The 17,223-nt window shown below is 61.1% G+C and carries 17 protein-coding genes and 1 pseudogene; 10 read left to right on the top strand and 8 right to left on the bottom strand.

Annotation, left to right across the window (positions count from 1 at the left end):
• Positions 1-118: 118 nt before the first annotated feature.
• From CO666_RS14120 to CO666_RS14135, 4 genes are all read right to left on the bottom strand, one after another.
• Positions 119-2,719, bottom strand: coding sequence for a tetratricopeptide repeat protein (locus CO666_RS14120; protein WP_097612723.1), 2,601 nt, complete (start codon positions 2,717-2,719; stop codon positions 119-121).
• A gap of 176 nt (positions 2,720-2,895) precedes the next feature.
• Complete coding sequence (locus CO666_RS14125; protein ID WP_097612724.1) at positions 2,896-3,423, bottom strand: DUF1697 domain-containing protein; 528 nt, start codon at positions 3,421-3,423, stop codon at positions 2,896-2,898.
• Between the two features lie 118 nt (positions 3,424-3,541).
• Entirely contained in the window at positions 3,542-3,955 is a 414-nt protein-coding gene (gene yidD / locus CO666_RS14130; protein ID WP_097612725.1) for a membrane protein insertion efficiency factor YidD, read from the bottom strand.
• 5 nt (positions 3,956-3,960) lie between these two features.
• On the bottom strand, positions 3,961-4,407 hold the full coding sequence (locus CO666_RS14135; RefSeq protein ID WP_097612726.1) for an iron-sulfur cluster assembly scaffold protein: 447 nt from the start codon (positions 4,405-4,407) through the stop codon (positions 3,961-3,963).
• 310 nt (positions 4,408-4,717) lie between these two features.
• Between CO666_RS14135 and folE the strand changes: the two genes are divergently transcribed.
• The 3 genes from folE to CO666_RS14150 all read left to right on the top strand — a co-directional run bounded on the left by folE (position 4,718) and on the right by CO666_RS14150 (position 6,885).
• Complete coding sequence (gene folE, locus CO666_RS14140; protein ID WP_097612727.1) at positions 4,718-5,332, top strand: GTP cyclohydrolase I FolE; 615 nt, start codon at positions 4,718-4,720, stop codon at positions 5,330-5,332.
• 25 nt (positions 5,333-5,357) lie between these two features.
• Positions 5,358-5,810 (top strand): phosphoribosyl-AMP cyclohydrolase, encoded by a 453-nt coding sequence (gene hisI, locus CO666_RS14145; RefSeq protein WP_097612728.1) that lies wholly within the window; start codon positions 5,358-5,360, stop codon positions 5,808-5,810.
• A 112-nt stretch (positions 5,811-5,922) separates the two neighbouring features.
• Positions 5,923-6,885: a patatin-like phospholipase family protein gene (locus tag CO666_RS14150; protein WP_097612729.1), complete on the top strand. Its 963-nt coding sequence runs from the start codon at positions 5,923-5,925 to the stop codon at positions 6,883-6,885.
• Positions 6,886-6,948: 63 nt separating this feature from the next.
• Here CO666_RS14150 and CO666_RS14155 read toward each other — a convergent pair whose 3' ends face one another.
• Both CO666_RS14155 and CO666_RS14160 read right to left on the bottom strand, forming a co-directional pair.
• A complete protein-coding gene (locus CO666_RS14155) occupies positions 6,949-7,383 on the bottom strand; it encodes a CBS domain-containing protein (protein ID WP_097612730.1) in 435 nt (144 codons plus the stop codon).
• A 91-nt stretch (positions 7,384-7,474) separates the two neighbouring features.
• Positions 7,475-8,266: a rhomboid family intramembrane serine protease gene (locus CO666_RS14160; protein WP_097612731.1), complete on the bottom strand. Its 792-nt coding sequence runs from the start codon at positions 8,264-8,266 to the stop codon at positions 7,475-7,477.
• A 262-nt stretch (positions 8,267-8,528) separates the two neighbouring features.
• Between CO666_RS14160 and CO666_RS14165 the strand changes: the two genes are divergently transcribed.
• The 7 genes and pseudogenes from CO666_RS14165 to CO666_RS14195 all read left to right on the top strand — a co-directional run bounded on the left by CO666_RS14165 (position 8,529) and on the right by CO666_RS14195 (position 15,266).
• Positions 8,529-9,173 carry a PAS domain-containing protein gene (locus CO666_RS14165; RefSeq protein WP_179869684.1) on the top strand — a complete coding sequence of 215 codons (645 nt, stop codon included), beginning with the start codon at positions 8,529-8,531 and terminating at the stop codon, positions 9,171-9,173.
• A 124-nt stretch (positions 9,174-9,297) separates the two neighbouring features.
• A complete protein-coding gene (locus tag CO666_RS14170) occupies positions 9,298-9,909 on the top strand; it encodes a PilZ domain-containing protein (protein WP_097612733.1) in 612 nt (203 codons plus the stop codon).
• 264 nt (positions 9,910-10,173) lie between these two features.
• Positions 10,174-11,113, top strand: a pseudogene (gene pip, locus CO666_RS14175) (prolyl aminopeptidase).
• A 364-nt stretch (positions 11,114-11,477) separates the two neighbouring features.
• The gene (locus tag CO666_RS14180) at positions 11,478-12,083 is read left to right on the top strand and encodes a transglutaminase-like cysteine peptidase (RefSeq protein ID WP_085737327.1); all 606 of its coding nucleotides are present in this window, start codon (positions 11,478-11,480) and stop codon (positions 12,081-12,083) included.
• 345 nt (positions 12,084-12,428) lie between these two features.
• Entirely contained in the window at positions 12,429-13,175 is a 747-nt protein-coding gene (locus CO666_RS14185; protein WP_097612734.1) for a hypothetical protein, read from the top strand.
• Positions 13,176-13,332: 157 nt separating this feature from the next.
• Positions 13,333-14,877: a D-alanyl-D-alanine carboxypeptidase gene (locus CO666_RS14190; RefSeq protein WP_097612735.1), complete on the top strand. Its 1,545-nt coding sequence runs from the start codon at positions 13,333-13,335 to the stop codon at positions 14,875-14,877.
• A 113-nt stretch (positions 14,878-14,990) separates the two neighbouring features.
• A complete protein-coding gene (locus CO666_RS14195; RefSeq protein WP_097612736.1) occupies positions 14,991-15,266 on the top strand; it encodes a hypothetical protein in 276 nt (91 codons plus the stop codon).
• Between the two features lie 32 nt (positions 15,267-15,298).
• Here the strand turns inward: CO666_RS14195 and CO666_RS14200 are convergent, their stop codons facing one another.
• Positions 15,299-15,736, bottom strand: a complete 438-nt coding sequence (locus CO666_RS14200) for a DUF1489 family protein (protein ID WP_085738944.1) — start codon at positions 15,734-15,736, stop codon at positions 15,299-15,301.
• 61 nt (positions 15,737-15,797) lie between these two features.
• Positions 15,798-17,201, bottom strand: coding sequence for an L-serine ammonia-lyase (locus tag CO666_RS14205; protein WP_097612737.1), 1,404 nt, complete (start codon positions 17,199-17,201; stop codon positions 15,798-15,800).
• Between the last annotated feature and the right edge of the window lie 22 nt (positions 17,202-17,223).

Here is a 17,223-nt window from a genome sequence, read left to right on the forward strand (position 1 = left end):
GAATGCGGGTGGTTGAAATGGAAGCGTCATCCCTCGGGATGACGCCGCCTGATACTGATATTTGCCACCTTAGTAAAGGAAAAGCACGACGATCGAGCACCGAAGAGAGGTCGTGCGTCTATCCGCCGTAGCTCATCGCGTAATTCTTCAGCGCCGATTTCAAGGGCTGGTCGATCTCATCGTCCAGCGGTCCATCGTAAAGGCCGCGTCGTGACAGGCTTCTTTTCAGCGCCGTGCGGGTGAAAGGCGAAAACGCCTTCAACTCATCGGCAATCTGCCGGTCTCCTTGCCGCATTGCCAGAAGGATATTTTCGGCTGCATTATCCGAACTGAAGGTCGCGTCGTAGGCATAGGCCAGCCGATAGGCGGCTCTATTGTAGCCAGCGTCCATCGCCCGCAGATACCACTTGATGGCCTCTTGCCGGTCGACTGCAATTCCGAGGCCGTCGTCGTAGAAACGCCCGAGCGCGAACATGCCGCCGGCCGAATTCAGCTCGGCGGATTTCTTGTAATATTGGAATGCGACAGCCTGATCTTGATCCTTGCCGTTCTCGTAATACCACGCAAGATTAAGAGCGCCGGCCGCAGATCCCGCATCGGCTGCCTTCTGAAACCAGTTGCGGGCGATGGTCTGGTCCTCTTTGGTGCCGATGCCATTCTGGTAGTAATAGCCGACGGCGTTCATCGCTTCAGGATATTGCTTGAAGGCCGCCATCATGAACCAGCTGAGCGCCTTGGAGCGATCGATAGGCACGCCCTGCCCGTATTCGTAGATATCGCCCAGGGAGTATTGCGCTTTCGCATTGCCATAGGCCCCGGCCTTCGTCAGCCATTCCAGAGCCTTGCCGAAATCCTTCTGGTTTCCATCCGCTCCGCGATAGAGCGTCCCGAGCCTGTACATCGCGTCGGCAGATTTCTTGTTCGCCGCCGCTTCGTACCACTCGATCGCTTTCGCATAGTCGCGGGCTACCCCATCGCCATCCTCATATTTGATGCCGAGCAGGATCATCGCCGTGGCGTTACCGGCGGCCGCGCCTTTTTCCAGATAGCCGATCGACTTGCCGTCGTCCCGTGGCAGGTTGGCATCATTGGCGTACATTTCGCCAAGCTCGGCGAAGGCCTCGATATATCCGTTCTCTGCAGCGGTCTTGAACCAGTGTACGGCCTCTCTCGAATCCTGAGCCGTACCCTCGCCTCTTTCATACAAAAGCCCGACACAATACTGGGCTTTGGCCGAACCACTTTCGGCCGCCTTGAGATACCAGACAAGGGATTTCTGGGCGTCAGCAGTCGTCCCGGAACCGTCATAGGAGCGGTCCGCGACTTCGAGAAATGCGTCGGCATCTCCTGCATCCGCCGCCTTCTGGAACCATTCGAAAGCTTTCACCGCATCCTTTGGAAGACCGCTGCCGTCTTCGTAACCATAGGCAAGGACCCGCATGGCGTCTGTCTCGCCGGCAGCTGCCGACTTCTCGAGCCATTTCACGCCATTTTCGATGTCGCGAGGACCGCCTCTTCCAAAATAGAGCGATTGGCCGAAATGGCGGGAACCGCTGGGATCTCCGAGTTTGGCAGATTTTTCATACCAGATGCGGGCTTCGCGCTCGTCCACCGGCACACCTTTGCCTTCTTCATACATAACGCCTACATCCGCCATGGCGCGGGAATCGCCACGAGAGGCGGCTTCCTTCATCCAGGACATGGCCTGGCCATAACGCGGATCGGGCATCTTCCAGAAAAGCAAAGCTTTGCCGCGATAGGCAGCGACGATCCCTTGTGCGATTGCTTGATCCAGCAGGGCCTCTGCCTTCGCGAAGTCCCGCTCCGTTACCTTGCCCGCGATGTAGATGTCTGCCAGTGTCCGCATCGCACCGCCGTCGCCAAGTGCCACGGCTTTCTCGAGGAGATCGAGCGCCGTCTTTTTCTGCGCCTTGTCCCCATCTCTCAGATAATATCGAGCAAGCGTTCTCATCCCATCGGCGGAACCCTTCCGCACGAGGTCGTCCAGCATGGCAACGGCGCGGCTGGTGTTCTTCTCCGTTCCAATGCCTATCGTGTAAAGGAATGCGAGGTCCGTTGTCGCTCTCTCATCACCAAGTTGTGCGGCCGCAGAAAGCAGCCCGAAACCCCGCTCGGCATCGACCGGAGCACCGAGCCCGTCCAGATACATCCAGGCAAGAGATCTTTTCGCCGGAACATAGCCCAACCGGTCGGCAAGTTCGAAATAGGAGCGCGCCATGACGAAGTCCTGCGCAACGCCCCATCCGAGCTTATACATCTCTCCGAGATAATCGGCGGAGCGTGGATCGTTTGCTTCTCTTGCCTTTCTCAGCCAGGAGAGCGCCGTATTGAAATCGCGCTCACGCCCGAAACCGTAGGCAGATGCCTCCGCCAGATAATCCATGGAGGGCGCGTGCCCCTGGGCCGCCAGCTCCTCGAATCCGGCAAGTGCCGGCTCATATTGCTGAAGGTTGAACTTGCTGGCGAGCCAGAAATAACGGGCGTCGATGGAGCCTGGCTCTGCCTGCAAATAGGCTTCGCAGGCGGCAAGCGCATTTCGCCAGTAAGCGAGATTGTCGATTTCCACGCCGTCACGCGCCAGATGGCGGCAATTGGCTTCCGATGTGGGGTCAACTGCATTTGCAGCAGCTGCGGGAGAATTGGTAATGGAGACGGCGAGAAAAAGCGACGCGGTCGCGAGAAAGTTGAAGAGTTTCATCAGTGACGGAATTTCAAAAACCAGGACAGGAAATGCAGTGATATCTCTCACTTATTCAACTGCAAGTACAATTTTCCTCAAGTGATGAAAACCTTTGAAGACGTGTTCTCCCTGCACCTAATCCGGTGCATCGGTGAGGAGGGATCATTTCCCGTCCGCGTCAAGAAAAAGCCGGCCTACATGATCATTTCGGCAAGGCCACACACGGTGTTCCAGTTGCGCATCGTGCCGACGCCGAGCCGCTTGGTCGTCAGCGCCGAAAGCAGTTTGGATTGGCTCGGCTTGCCGGCAAAATCGATCCACAGATCGCCGCCGACGACGGCGATGCGCTGCCCCTCCGCCATCAGCGGTTTCAGCGCCTCCACCTTCTTCGGATCGACCGGCAGGCGCATCACCCGGACGATGACCTGGTCACCATTGCCGTCCTTGAAGGGATTGGTGCTGCAAAGCGCCATCCAGGTACAGTCGCTGCGCACGACGATATCGACATGTTTGCCGAATTTTTCTTCGAAGCCCTCTTCCAGCATGACCTCGAGTTCGTGCGGCCGCACATCGTCGGCCTCGAAAACCAGATTGCCGGTGGAAACCAGCGTGCGCGGCTCGCGAAAACCAAGCTCTTCGGCCAGTGCCCGCAAATCCTGCATGATGACGCGGCGATCGGGCGTCAGAACGATGCTGTGCAGAAGGGCGACGAACATGCTCACGGCTGCCGGCCCTCCTCGGTTGCCCTGTACCCGAAACCACGGTCACCGAATGGTGACCGTGCCTTGCGCATCGTCGCTGCCCGGTTCTCCGCCACGCATGCGTATTCGCAAGGCATCGTCATGGCGCTCCCCCTCTCTTGCGTCCGAGGGAGAAATACCGCCACGGGGTCCACCAGTGAAAATCACCGCCGAGTATCTCCGGCACCGGGTCGAGGCCGCTGGTGCCGCCCGGGCCACAGCGGCCGACGCGAAACAGCGTCATCCAGCCGCCTGCCCATAGGCCGTGGCGGGCGATCGACTCGTAGCCATATTCGGAGCAGGTCGGGATATGGCGGCAGGAATTGCCGACAAAGCCGGAAAGCGTCAGCTGATAGAAGCGGATCAGCCCCATGCCGAGCAGGCGGTCGGGGGACTTGCGGAAAGGACCTGTATAATTGCGGGAGCGGTATGCGGCCTTTTCACGCGACTTCTCGGGTCCGGCGGCACCGCCGTCATCCTCATCGCCTGCCTGCAGGGCGCAGAACTCGCACATCTCGGTTACGCCTCGACAATTTCCGCCCGTTTCGCCTCGATCTGCCCGACCGCATCGACGACGGCATCGAAGGTCAGCATCGTCGAGGCATGGCGGGCCTTGTAGTCCCGTACCGGCCGGAGATAACGCATGTCTTCGAACCGGCCTTCAGGCCCCACCCCGTCTGCTTTCAGCATGGCAAGCATGTCCTCGCGTGCCTGGCGCAATTCGCCCGAGGTGGCGCCGACGACGTGGCGCGCCATGATCGAGGACGAGGCCTGGCCGAGCGCGCAGGCCTTCACCTCATGGGCAAAACCGGTCACGATATCGCCGTCCATCTTCAGCCAGATTCTGACCTTCGAGCCGCAAAGCTTCGAATAGGCCTGGGCGCTCGCATCGGCGTCATCAAGCGTGCCGGTCAACGGAATATTACCGGCGAATTCGAGGATCTTGCTGTTGTAAATGTCGTCCATGCTGGATTTCCGCTCCAAAATCGCTGCGGATCGGCCTCAATAAGGGCTGTTATTGTTATTGAAACAAAAAACACACCGTGTCATCTGAGGATACTTACATACGATGGCCGTCTTCCTATATGTATGTCGTTCGAAGGCCATTAAAATGCAATGGCCTCGTGTAAGTTTGATTGGGAAACCGTGCCGGACGGGTGTTGAATACGCCTCGAAAGCCCCGGAGCCTGCCAAAGGTGCATGAATTCCCGCATGGGATTGACCAGTGGCGATTCCGACAGATCGGTCCGCGATGCGGACCAGGAGACCATTGTTCATGGACGCCATCGTAAAAAACTTTCCGCAGACGAACCGCGACTCCGATCGTCCCTCCCAGCAGGAGGCGGAGGAAGCCGTTCGCGTCCTGCTGCGCTGGGCCGGTGACGACCCGACGCGCGAAGGCCTGCTCGAAACGCCGGCTCGCGTAGCCAAAGCCTACCGCGAACTTTTCGCCGGCTACGACATGGCGCCGGAAGACGTGCTCGGCCGCACCTTCGAGGAGGTCGCTGGCTACGACGATATGGTCCTCGTCAAAGACATTCCGTTCTACTCGCATTGCGAACATCACATGGTGCCGATCATTGGCAAGGCCCACGTCGCTTATATGCCTGATGGCCGTGTGCTCGGCCTGTCGAAGATTGCCCGTGTCGTCGAGATCTACGGCCGTCGCCTGCAGACGCAGGAAACGATGACCGCGCAGATCGCCCGGGCCATCGACGATACGCTGAACCCGCGCGGCGTCGCCGTGATGATCGAAGCCGAACATATGTGCATGGCGATGCGCGGCGTTCAGAAGCAGGGCTCGACCACGCTGACGACGACGTTTACGGGTACGTTCAAGACCGAGCCGGCCGATCAGGCCCGTTTCATGACCATGGTGCGGAGCCGCTGATACCGGCTCCCGCAGGAGGGCCGCGATGAACCAACTGATCTTCAATCAACCATCCGAGGACAAGTCGGCGTTGGAAGACGCCGGCGATTTCACGCCGCGTTTCGATGACCGCGGCCTGATCACCGCCATCGTCACCGACGCCGGCGACGGCGAGCTCCTGATGGTGGCGCATATGAACGCGCAGGCCCTGGCGCTGACCATCCAGACCGGCACGGCCCATTATTTCAGCCGGTCGCGCGGCAAGATCTGGAAGAAGGGTGAGACCTCGGGCAATCTCCAGACGGTCAAGGAAATTCGCACCGATTGCGATCAGGACGCGATCTGGCTGAAGGTCGAGGTTGCCGGCCACGATGCCACCTGTCACACCGGCCGGCGTTCCTGCTTCTATCGCACGATCACGCTTCGGGACGGAAAGCCGATGCTGGATATCGTCGACGACGAACTTCATTTCGATCCGCAAGATGTCTACGGAAAATAGCCCGAATCTGCGGCTTTGCTCCTTATTGCGCCAGAAACCGCGTCTATATACCATTTGGAAACTGATCGGGCACAGTATCTGAAACCATGTTCTGCTGCGAGGGGAGAGCGCCATGCTGAGCTGGAATTTGCATCGTCAAAGCTCTGAAGGCGAAGGCCCCGGCTCCGGCATGTCGACCACCCTCGAGATGCTCCCACCTCCCGCACCTGTCAGGAAAATCAAGATTGCGCTGGCGCTCGGCGGCGGTGCGGCCCGCGGCTGGGCCCATATCGGCGTGCTGCGCGCCCTCGACGAGGCAAAAGTCGAGATCGGCATGATTGCCGGCACTTCGATCGGCGCGCTGGTCGGCGGCTGCTATCTCGCCGGCAAACTCGACGAACTCGAAAGTTTCGCCCGCTCGCTGACGATGCGCCGGATCGCCAGTCTCCTCGATCTCACCATCGGCGGCAGCGGCCTGTTCGGCGGCATGCGGCTGACCAAGCGCATGCAGGAACATCTCGAAGGCCTGAATGTCGAGGATCTCGACCGGCCGTTCGTTGCTGTCGCGGCCGAGGTCAACACCGGTCACGAGGTCTGGATCGCCAATGGTTTGCTGATTACGGCTTTACGGGCCTCCTATGCCCTGCCCGGCATTTTCGAACCGGTGCGCAGCAACCACCGCACGCTGGTCGACGGTGCGCTGGTCAATCCGGTTCCCGTCTCCGTCTGCCGTGCCTACGAGCAGCCGCTGGTCGTCGCCGTCAATCTCAACTACGATCTCTATGGCCGCTCGGCCGTCGTCCGGCACAATGCCAGCCTCTCGCCGCAGGAAGTGCAGAAGCAGGAAGAGGCGCCCTATGCCCGTCTCGGCATGACCGGCGTCATGGTGCAGGCCTTCAACATCATTCAGGACAGGATCGCCCGCGCTCGCCTTGCCGGCGACCCGCCCGATATTTCGCTGCAGCCGCGCCTCAGCTATATCGGCCTTTCCGAATTCCACCGGGCCGGCGAGGCGATCGAACGCGGCTACGAGGAAGCCAGAGCCCGGCTCCCCGAAATCAAGCGCATGCAGGAAGTCTACGCCAGCCATCCCTGATCAATGTCCAAAAGCCTGTATGCCTTTGGACAATGACCTCTGCAGACAAGACAGGCGAAAATCTCACCCGGCGATATAGGCCTTGATCTCCTCGGCCTCGCGCTCGACTTCGGCGATGCGTGATTTCACCACGTCGCCGATCGAGATGATGCCGGCAAGCTTGCCGTGGCTTTCGACAGGCACGTGACGGAAACGGCGGCTGGTCATGAGCTCCATCAGCTCGTTGACGGTCGTCTCCTCATGGCAGCGGTAGACCTTTGCCGTCATGACCTGGGCCAGCGACTGCTCGAGGCCGTCCTTGCCATGTTTGGCGATGGCATGCACGAGATCGCGCTCGGTGAACATTCCGGAAATCCGGTTCTCCATGCCGACGACGACGATGGCGCCGATCTTCTTCTTGCTCAGGATGACGGCCGCCTCGGCGACCGTGGTATGCGGCCCGGCAGTGACGACGTCCCTGCCCTTCAGGTCGAGAATTGCTTTGACTGAACCGGTCATTCGAACCTCCTATGTCCGTGAAACACTTGTCACAGGCATCCGCGGCGGTTTCTCCCCCCAGCGCGGATAGGTCAATCGTGCACTGCCCTGCTCAGGATTGCAACAGATCCTTATCCGTTACGGTAGGTTCCATCACGGGCGGACGCGGCGCCCGGTCGAACAGCGAAAACAGCAGGAAGCCGAAGACGAACCCGCCGATATGCGCGTCCCAGGCGATGGGCTGATCGCTATCGCCGACGAGCGGAATGCCGACGGCGATCAGGGCGTTGCCGACCAGCCAGAGCAGCATGAAGATGACGACGGTCCGGCTCTTCAGCGCCTCGACGATGGTAAGCCGGGCATTGAGATGGGCCGGCAGCATCGGCCGCCGTTCGGCCGGAAAGGCGAATCGGCAGGCAGCACCCATCAGCCCGGAGATGACGCCAGACGCACCGATCAGCAGCGTCACATCCCCCCAGTTCAGGACCGCATGCAGGGCAGCGGACGCGACGGCTGAAAAAACCCAGAAGAGCACGAAACGCAGCGTCCCGATGCGGCGCACGACCGGCGCGCCGAAGGCCATCAGCCAGAAGGCGTTGAAGACGATATGCTGGATACTGCCGTGCAGCAGCGAATAGGTGACGGGCGTCCAGAACAGCTCCGGCCCCTGCTGCGACAGCGGGACCACGTAATCGTGGGGACTAAAGCCGAAGGTGTTGAGCAGCCAGTTCACCGCAGCGTCGGAGAGCACGAGCGCCTGCACCGCATATATGGCGGCGAGCAGGCAAAGGCTGAAGAATAGTGCCGGCGGAAGGTTGAAGACCGGTACCCGCGGCGGCTTTGCCGGCGGCTGGACCTCGGGAGGCTCGGGCGCCTTATGCGGCTCGGCCGTCTGCTCGTTCATTTCGATATCGCCTCGTTGAGGCCACAGCCATACAGGAGCACCTGTCAAAAAAAAAGCCGTCCGAAGTGCCGGACGGCGTGACCGGAGTTCCTGGAAAGACCTGGACCCCGCAGGTTGTGCTGAACTTCGAAAGTCGAAGCGATGAAAGGACAGTGTCACGACGGGCACTGCACCTCAACCGAAACCGTTTCTTAACCTTAACAGCCGCGGTTTGGCATGAAATCCGCAAGGTAGAGCCTGTACGGGCAATGACTGCCCGAAAATGATCCGGAATGGGACAGGTTGGTGTAAGATGCGTGTACAAACGACCATAGAGATTTTTGACTACTGGAACCGTATCCGCGGCGCAGCCGATGCGCCGCTGAAATCGCAGGTCGAACCCTCCGCCGTCCCCCATCTGCTGCAAAGCCTGTTCATCCTCGAGACGCGAGAGCCAGGAAACATCGGTTTCCGGCTTGCCGGCACCCGCATTTGCGATCTGTTCGGCCGGGATCTGCGCGGCGAACGTTTCTCCTCGCTTTGGGCAAACGGCCAGGACGCGGATATCGAACGTACGGCGATGGGCGTGATGGACCATGCCATGCCGGCTCTGTTCAATGCGACCGGCTACAGCACCGTCGGTCATCAGGCCTCCTTCGAGATCATCATGATGCCGCTGCGCTCGCCGCACGGCGCCTGCGACCGGCTGCTCGGCGCGATCGCACCGACCGCGTCAGCGAGTTGGCTGGAGATTGTACCGCTCGAATTCCTGGCGCTCGACCGCAGCCGCCTGCTGCCCGGAAAATTCGGCACGGGCACGCCGGCCGACCTGCGCCCCATCAACGAAATCGTCGCCGGCAAAAGCGTCGGTTTCGGCCAGGTCATGCGCCGCATGGTGTCTCAGCTGCTGAGTGCGGAGGCGCACTGACCGTTTCGTTTCAGGACATCGCACACACTCGTTTTCGGCTATGTCCAAATGAGGCAAAACAACCTTCTGTTAATGGATTGCAGGTAAAGATCGGTCTCTGCGATCTTGATGAAGAAGCCTTTTGATGCACTCGTTCCAGCCAGCTCAGACGCAACGACCTGCGCCGCGCCCTGAACAGGGCGTTTTCCAGCGCGTGCCGATCAATATGCAGGGCCGGCTGATGCTTGCGAATTACGAGGAGTTCGAATGCATGGTGATCGACATGTCGCCCGGCGACATGTACGTCACCTGCTCCGGCCGGCCACGTGCCAACGAACGCGTCGTCGCCTATATCGACCATCTCGGCCGCGTCGAAGGTTATGTGCAGACGCTCGATGGCCGCGGCTTCGCCATGTCGATCAATGCCACCGAGCGCAAGCGCGAGAAGCTCGCCGCCCAGCTCACCTGGCTTGCCAACAAGCACGAACTCGGCCTGCCGGAAGATCGTCGCCATGACCGTCTGACGCCGCGCGACACGAAGACCGAGCTGACGCTCGAGGACGGCACACGTTATTCCTGCCGCATCATGGACCTTTCGCTGTCGGGCGCCGCCGTCGATGTCGAGATGCGCCCCTCGATCGGAACGGCAGTGCGCCTCGGCAACATGCGCGGCCGCGTCGTGCGCCATTTCGTCGAAGGCGTGGCGATCGAATTCCTGTCGATCCAGTCCCGCGAGACGCTGCGCGAATTCCTCTGACTGGCTGCCGATCACGCTGCGCTTGCCAGGTCCGGCACACACCCGGTCAGGTCATCTTGAAACCGCTTGAGCGTCACGGCGAGCGATCTGCAAGCGGCGACCGATCTGGCTTCGGAAAGCAGGCTCAAATTCTGTCGCAAGTCGTTCCAGCCAGTCGATAGTAATATTATGAGTGGAACAGCCTGCGACACAGGTCGTATGCCCGCCGTCTTCCCTTCGTCATGGATATGATGGATAAAGCCCGCCTCGACCGCAGGCGCACCGATGTCAGCTCTTTATCCGGAAATCGAACCCTATGATCATGGCCTGCTCGATACGGGCGATGGCAATCTGATCTATTGGGAGAGCTGTGACAATCCGGCGGGCCGGCCGGCGCTGGTGCTGCATGGCGGGCCGGGCTCCGGCTGTTCGACGACGGCGCGCCGCCATTTCGATCCCGATGCCTACCGAATCATCCTGTTCGATCAGCGCAACTGCGGCCGCAGTCTGCCGAGTGCTGCCGATCCGCAAACCGATCTCTCCCGCAACACCACCTGGCATCTCGTTGCGGATGTCGAGCGGCTGCGGCTCTTCTTCGGCATCGACCCTGGCGCTCGCTTATGCCGAAACCCATCCCGAGCGCGTCGCCGCAATCGTCATCGCAGGCGTGACCACCACAAGGCGATCGGAAGTCGACTGGCTCTATCGCGGCATGGCGCCGCTCTTTCCGGAAGAATGGTACCGTTTCCAGCAGGGAGCTGCCGCAGGCAGCCAGAAGCCAAATCGGGACATGGTGGCAGCCTATCATCGTCTGCTCAACGACCCCAGCCCGGAAACGCGGCTGAAGGCGGCGCGCGACTGGCATGACTGGGAGGCGGCTTCGATCCTGCTCGCCGACCCTCAAGGCTTGCCCAGCCGCTGGGCCGATCCGGCCTATCTGCTGACCCGCGCCCGCATCATCACCCATTATTTCACCCATGGCGCCTGGCTGGAAGATGGCCAGCTTTTGAAGAACGCCGCGCGACTGGCCGGCATTCCCGCCATCCTGCTACAGGGAAGGCTCGACATCGAGGCGCCGCTTGTCACCGCCTGGGAACTTGCGCGCGCATGGCCGCAAAGCGAACTCCAAAGCCTGCCGCATGCCGCCCATTCCACCGCCAATCCCCACATGAGTGCGGCGATCGTCGCCGCCACCGATCGATTTCGCAATTTTCTTCAAAAATAATTTGCCGCCGGAAACGCGGATCTGAGCGTTATTCCGCTTTTGAAGCGGCCAAATCGGCCGAGGCCGGCCTGTATCGCCAGCCTTCCGCGCGCCGCCCAAGCACATCGGACTTTACCCGGCTCACCGAAAACCCTTAACGCCGGGACGGCACCGTAACCTTTCTGCGGCCGAAAGCCTTGTTGCGCAAATTACATTTTTAATCGATTTCGAGCCAAATCCGCATCAAATTTTAGTCGCATTCGACTTGGTTTTTAGTCAGGTTTTATCTGCATTTGAATCAACTAAGCCTTTAATTCTATTGCGTAATTTTGCGTGAGATAAAAACGTCTGTGCGATTGTCGCCTCAACTTACGGGGAGACGGCAATGACAAGTGCGAATATCCTGAAAGGCGGCCTGCTGGCCGGTATCATCACCATGGCAATGGCGGGTTCGGGACAGGCGACGCCCGCCAGCATGGCGCTCGCAGGCAATGCCAGCCCGCCGATCGGACACTATGAATTCTGCAAGGCGAACCCGAAGGAATGTGTCGAAGTCGGCGGCGATGCCGGACCGGCTATCCTCACCGAGGAGCGCTGGAAGGAAATTCTCAAGGTCAATTACACGGTCAATTCGACGATTCAGCCGGAGACGGATGAACAGATCTACGGCGTCGAAGAACACTGGGCCTATCCCACAACCGTCGGCGACTGCGAGGACTATGCCCTGCTGAAGCGCAAGATGCTGATCGAGGATGGCTTCTCGCCCTCGGACACGCTGATGACGGTCGTGTTGCAGCCGAACGGCGAAGGCCATGCCGTGCTGACGGTCCGCACCGATCACGGCGACTTCATCCTCGACAACATGCGCAACAAGGTGCTGCTGTGGTCGGATACCGAATACACCTATCTGAAGCGCCAGTCCGCCGACGATCCGGCCCGCTGGTCGAAGCTTCAGGATGGCCGCGCCGTCGCGGTTGGTAGCGTCAAGTAAGAACAGCCTGCCGGCCCCATGCCGGCAGCCTGCGGCCCGGTCAGTCCCCGCATTCCGTCCCCGACCGGCGCCCAAGAGCCGTTCCCGCTGTCCCGGGAACGGCTCGTTTTCTTTTGGGACAAGCCTTCGTCCCCCCCTTCAAATCGCAATGCCTGTCGCCCCAGATGTGCAACGGCCCGGGAGGACGACATGCATGAAAACAAAGCGCTAAAACACCTCGGATGAATCGCGTTCGATGTGATGCGCCTTAGTAAATTGTTAACCATGCCGGTCTGATCATGCCGATCAGATTCACCATCGGCATCGGCGGTCCATGTTCCCGCGGCCGAAACGCGAAGAACCGCCATGAGCCATGCCGTGCACAGCGCATCCGACGAGCAGCCGCTTTTTTCCATGGGGTTTCTCCTCCGCACCATGGCTGTTATCACCGTCCTTGCGGTGCTGACCGTTGCCATCAGCATCGGCGGGCGTTGGTTCGGGCGACATATCTCGCTTGCCGGCAACACGGACAGTACCGCTGAAATTTCAGTGACGATCGGCCGCGACAGCGTGAAGTTCCCCGAGAATGCCATCCGCTTCCCGAGCCAGAGGCATGAAGGCGCGGCTGAGCGCGTCGATCTCTACCTCGCCTGGCCTGAAATGCAGGGCTACGGCAAGGAAAACCATCTCCGATTCGACGATGTCGCCCAATCCTCCGGCCTGATTTTCCTGCAACTCACCCAGAGCACCATGTCGCGCGATATGTCGGGCCGGCTGGAGCCGATCTATTCGCATCTGCTCGAAGGAGCGGCCGAGACTTTCGGCAACGGTCTGACGCTGCATCGTCTGCGCGCCGACGCCGGTTACGGCGACGAGGTGCTGCTGACGGCGCCCGTCAAAGGCGGCCCGGATTATGTCGTGCGCTGCATGTTGCCTTCAGCCCCGGACAAGGCGGCAAGCGGAGATTGCCAGCGCGATATCAAAGTCGGCAACGATCTCAGCGTTCTCTACCGTTTCTCCAGCAGCCATCTCGACGACTGGGAACATATTGATGCCGCTATCCGCACCTTTGTGGAAGCGCGTCTTATGAACCGTTCTGCAACAAGTCCCTAAAATGCTCCCCGGACAGCGAAATAAACGATTCATCATAAACGGATTGGTAACGCCCAATCGGTAGATTTGAAAGACGAGCTGTGCGGCGGGAGGTGTGCGGTTCCGGCCGAATATCTGAAGCGCCAACTATCTGAAATGCAAAGCGAAGAGTGGAATAGTGTCAAGGTCAGTCTCCTCCGTATCATCGTCCCGATCCGGCAGTTTTATCGCAAAGCTGCTGGCGATCCTTTCGGTGGCCGTCACGATCGTCCTGGTCGATTCGGTAAGTGCCGAAGCGGAAGCGGCGAATTCGAAATATGCAGGCATCGTCGTCGACGCCAAGACCGGCAATGTTCTCTACAGTGAGAATGCCGACCGGCTGCAATATCCCGCCTCGCTGACCAAGATGATGACCCTCTATATGACCTTCGAGGCGCTGGAGCAGGGTCGCATCCGCCTGGATACGCAGGTTCCCTTCTCCGCCCATGCGGCAGCTCAGGCGCCGACCAAGCTCGGCGTTCGCGCCGGCGGCACGATCACCGTCGAGCAAGGCATTCTCGGCCTCGTCACCCTGTCGGCCAATGATGCCGCAACCGCGCTCGGCGAAATGCTCGGCGGCGGCAGCGAGGATCGCTTTGCCCAGCTGATGACCGCCAAGGCGCATGCACTCGGCATGACGCGCACGACCTATCGCAATGCCAACGGCCTGCCGAATACGGCGCAGATGACGACGGCGCGCGATCAGGCCCGCCTCGGTATCGCTCTTCGCCAGCATTTCCCGCAATATTACGGCTATTTCTCCACCCGCGCCTTCAAGTTCGGCACCCGCACGATTCGCAGCCATAACCGCCTGGTCGGTTCGGTGCGCGGCGTCGACGGTATCAAGACCGGTTATACCAGGGCTGCCGGTTTCAATCTGGTGAGCTCGGTGCAGCTGGACGGCAAGTCGATTGTCGGCGTTGTGCTCGGCGGCGCTTCGGGGCCAGCTCGTGATGCCCAGATGCGCAATCTGATCGCCGCCTACCTGCCGAAGGCCTCAAGCCGCGGCGGATCGTCGGCACTGATCGCCCAGGCGGCCCCTGCCCCTGCTATGATCGAGACACCGGCGCCGGTCGAGCCGCAGAAGGTCCAGCCGAAGACCCAGCCGCAAATGGCAAAGACGATTACCGCGGCGCAGCAGCCGGTTCCGGCAGCCGTCGCCGATCTCAGCCTGCCACACAAAGGCCCGCTGCCGGATGCGCGCGAGGTGGCCGAGACCGAGGTCGCCTATGCCGAGACCGCGCAGTCGAAGTCCGACAATCCGCTGGTCGCACAGCCGATGCAGGCGCCGACCAAGGTCAAGACCACGACCTTCAAGCAACAGGCATCGGTGCCCGCACCGAAGCCGTCGGAACAAGACGATGCCGGCGTCGATAACGTCACGACGGCCTCGACCAGCCCTGCTTCTGCTGGCGCCGCTTCGGGTGGCAATGGCCCGGCCGGCTGGGTCGTGCAGGTCGGCGTCTCGCCGAGCCGGCAGATGGCCATGGACCTTCTCGATAGCGCCAAGAGCAAGGGCGGCAAAGCCTTGGCCTCGGCAAAGCCTTTCGCCGTCGCCTACGGTGCCGGTGGTGACCAGCTCTATCGCGCCCGCTTCGGCGGTTTCGATGACCAGCGCGATGCGGTCAATGCCTGCAAGGCCTTGAAGAAGGCCGGCGTCAAGTGCTGGGCGGCCGCCCAATGAGCTATTCGATGCTGCCTGCGAGATGGCCGGCGGCGTCGGTAACGGCCGGAATCGGTGTTTGCGTTTCCGGCCACCGTTCTTGAACTCGATCAGTATTGCGTACGGGGAAAACAATGGCGATCAATGAGAATGTTCCGGGAATGCCTTCAGACCGCCGCATGACGGCCAAGGGCCGCTCTCCTCTGCATCCGTTGCACGAGGCGGCCATGCGCCTGGCCGAGATCGGCCTCCAGCGGCCGAAGCCGAAGTCTCCTAAGACCAGGGATCTCATCAATCTGCTGCTTTGCCACGGTGCCCGCGCCTGGCGTTATTCCCAGCCCGAAGCCCGCATTCACCTGCATGTCATCTCGCAGGACGGCAGCGTGCCGGTGCATCTGCGCCTGCGCTGACCGGCAGAGGTCCGCTCTGATCGCGATGCGCCTTAGAGCAGGCCGAGCTCGGTGAGCTCGCGGCGAAGGTCCGCGGGCATTTCGACAATACCGGCTCCGAGGCTTGTCAGGTCGCGCGGCACGTCGTCCTCGGTATAATAACGCCAGCCCTGGAATGGACGCTTCGGCTGCACAGCCGTCTCAATGACTTCAGGGCCGAGCATCAGGCGGCACCGCGAAATGCCCTCGCCGTCGGTGAAAGTTTCGATGCCGAGCAGCTTTTGGCGCGCCTGCACCTGCCCCTTGATCACCCAATAGAGCGAGCCGCCGTCCAGCAGCTCCTCCATGCGTTTCGGCACCATGCGCGTCGTGTGCACGGAGTGCGGCTCAAGCCCGGCGGCGATGGCGCTGAGCGAGCGTTCCGCCACCCATTCGCGCAGATCGTCTATCGAGTCGGCGCCGACACAGAGTTTGATGAGATGCAATGCCATGCCGCCGTTGAAATCCTTTTGGCAGCGGGCGTCAAGCGGCAACCATCAGGAGTCCACAAACTCAGCATTCGACCACGTTGACGGCCAGGCCGCCGGTTGAGGTTTCCTTATACTTCTCGCTCATGTCGTGGCCGGTCTGGCGCATCGTCTCGATGCAGGCGTCGAGCGGCACGAAATGCTGGCCGTCGCCCTTGACGGCGAGGGATGCCGCGGTGACCGCCTTGACGGCGCCGAGCGCGTTGCGCTCGATGCAGGGAACCTGCACCAGGCCGGCGACCGGATCGCAGGTCATGCCGAGATGGTGCTCGAGCGCGATCTCGGCAGCGTTCTCGATCTGCTCTGGCGTGCCGCCCATGACGGCGGCAAGGCCTGCGGCCGCCATCGCCGCCGCCGAGCCGACTTCGCCCTGACAGCCGACTTCGGCGCCCGAGATCGAGGCATTGTGTTTGATGATGCCGCCGATGGCCGCGGCCGTCAGCAGATAATCGCGGATGCCGTTCTGATCCCAGTCCTCATGGAAATGCTCGTAATAGCGGATCGTCGCCGGAATGACGCCGGCCGCGCCGTTGGTCGGCGCCGTGACGACGCGCCCGCCGGCGGCATTCTCTTCGTTGACGGCCATCGCATAGACGGAGAGCCAGTCGTTGGCGAGCAGCGGGTTGACGCGGTTGCTGCGCCACTCCTCCTCCAGCTTGTCGTGAATCCTGCGGGCGCGACGCTTGACGTTGAGGCCGCCCGGCATGATGCCCTCGACCTTGAGGCCGCGCTCGATGCAGGAGCGCATCGCTTCCCAGATGCGGTCGAGTCCCTGGTCGAGTTCCTCCGGGCTGCGCTGGCTCTCCTCGTTCGCCCGCTTCATCTGCGCGATCGACAGCCCCGAGCGCTCCGCCATGTCGAGCATCTGCCGGGCGGTCGAGAAGGGATAGGGCACGCGCGTGCTGCCGGCCGCGTTCTTCTTCGCCCGCATCTGCTCCAGCTCGGTGTCGGTGACGACGAAGCCGCCGCCGACCGAATAATAGATGCGCTTGAGGAGCAGCCGGCCATCCCTGTCGAAGGCGGAAAAGGACATGCCGTTGGCATGGCCGGGCAGCGGCTGTTTCTTGTCGAAAATCAGATCGGTCTTTGGCTGGAACTGATAGCCGGGATGCCCTTGCGGCGTGATGCGGCCGGTGCGCTCGACCGTATCGACGATGCCGTCCATCCTGTCGGGATCGACGCTGTCGGGCGCCTCGCCCATCAGGCCGAGAATGACCGCCCTGCCCGTGCCATGGCCGATACCGGTATGGGCAAGCGAGCCGTGCAGGCTGACCTTGATCGCGACGACCTCAGCACCCGACGATGGGCGCGGCCAGTCGTTCGACAGGATCAGTTCGAGAAACCGATTGGCGGCCGACATCGGACCCATCGTGTGCGAACTCGACGGCCCGACACCGATCTTGAAGACATCGAATACCGAGAGAAACATGGATGCGCCTTCTGATTACAAG

Source organism: Rhizobium chutanense, assembly GCF_002531935.1.
In the GTDB taxonomy this organism is placed as follows: domain Bacteria; phylum Pseudomonadota; class Alphaproteobacteria; order Rhizobiales; family Rhizobiaceae; genus Rhizobium; species Rhizobium chutanense.